The sequence below is a fragment of the Lacticaseibacillus pantheris DSM 15945 = JCM 12539 = NBRC 106106 genome (assembly GCF_001591865.1).
GTDB classification, from domain to species: domain Bacteria; phylum Bacillota; class Bacilli; order Lactobacillales; family Lactobacillaceae; genus Lacticaseibacillus; species Lacticaseibacillus pantheris.
In genome coordinates this window covers 1-1,450 of the sequence record NZ_BCVS01000181.1, presented here as the reverse complement: position 1 = coordinate 1,450, position 1,450 = coordinate 1, and the positions used below count along the sequence as shown (strand labels likewise).

Here is a 1,450-nt window from a genome sequence, read left to right as displayed (position 1 = left end):
CATAATGATTTTAGGAGGTTATCATGACGAAATATTCTAGTGAATTCAAAGCTAAGGTGGCTAACGAATATCTTCAGGGTGATATTACTTATCAAGCACTCGCCAAAAAATATCACGTTGGTAGTAAATCCAGTGTTGAGTGCTGGGTTGCGTACGCCGTACAACACGGTCTAGTGTCCGTAATCGTAGAGCATCGGGCTTTTCGGCACTCACAGGAATTTAAGCTTAGAGTGGTAGAATATGCGGAAACACACGAGGTTAGTCAACACCAAGTGGCAGTCCATTTCGCAGTTAGTGATGATCAGGTCGATCACTGGTTACGGGAGTTTCGCGCGAATGGTGCCGCTGGCCTAAGAACCTTGCGGGGAGGGTTACCGTCAATGACCAAACACAAGCAGCACAATAAGGATCAGAGAAAAGTTATGGCCACGCAACTGGAGCGAGATCAGACCAAGATTATTAGGCTCGAGCACGAACTACAAGATGTCAAGATGCAGCGTGACATTTTAAAAGTGCTCGCGACCTTAACGAAGGAATCACATACACTTTAACTACTAAAATGAAGGCTTATATCGTGCAATCGTTAAGATCGCAGTACCCATTAAGGAAATTACTGAAGTCCATCGCCCTACCCCGAGCGACCTACTACGACCGTCTAAAGCGCAACGCGGCGCCGGATAAATACGCCCAGGTTAAAGCGTTCATTACCCGGGCCTTCTCACGCAGCCATGAGACCTACGGCTACCGCCGGATGCACGTAGAAACCGTTAAGGCAGGATTCTTGTTTTGCGCCGAGACTATTCGCCGGATTATGGGCGAGATGGGACTCAAGGTCGCCATATACTCTAAACACACATCCCGGTACAGCTCTTATCGAGGTGAAGTGGGCAAAGCAGCCCCTAATCTCTTAAGGCAGCAATTTACCGCTACACAGCCGCGGACTGTATTCCACACTGACGTCACCCAGGTACGTTTAGCTAACGGTGAGTGGGGATACATCTCTTCCATCACCGATGAGGCCAGCCGAGAAGTACTAGCTATCTCGGTAAGTAATTCCCCTAACCAGAAGTTGATTCATGCCAGCCTAATGGAACTCAAGCTACACCTAAATTCAAACCACGCTTCTATTATTCATTCCGACCACGGTTGGCAATATGAGATGCCTGGGTATATTGGACAAATACAAAAACTACATTTAACGCAAAGCATGTCTAGGAAAGGTAACTGCCACGACAACGCACCCATTGAAAGTTTCTTTGGTCTTTTGAAACGTGAATGTCTCAACCGGTTAAAGATTCAAAATCTGCAGGAGCTCCGTAAGACGGTTAAAAAATATGCTAGTTGGTTTAACAATGATCGAATATCAATGGTGCTAAACGGATTGACACCAAGAGAATACCGACAACAGTTTAAGCTTTCCAAAAGTGTCTAACTTTTGTGTGGCGCTTCA

Annotated in this window: 2 protein-coding genes; both read left to right on the top strand. The window is 46.1% G+C overall.

What is annotated here, in order from left to right; translation table 11 throughout:
• Positions 1 to 23: 23 nt before the first annotated feature.
• Complete coding sequence (locus tag LPA02S_RS11335) at positions 24 to 551, top strand: helix-turn-helix domain-containing protein (RefSeq protein ID WP_056956315.1); 528 nt, start codon at positions 24 to 26, stop codon at positions 549 to 551.
• A 23-nt stretch (positions 552 to 574) separates the two neighbouring features.
• Positions 575 to 1,432, top strand: coding sequence for an IS3 family transposase (locus LPA02S_RS11330; RefSeq protein WP_082788853.1), 858 nt, complete (start codon positions 575 to 577; stop codon positions 1,430 to 1,432).
• Positions 1,433 to 1,450: the final 18 nt, after the last annotated feature.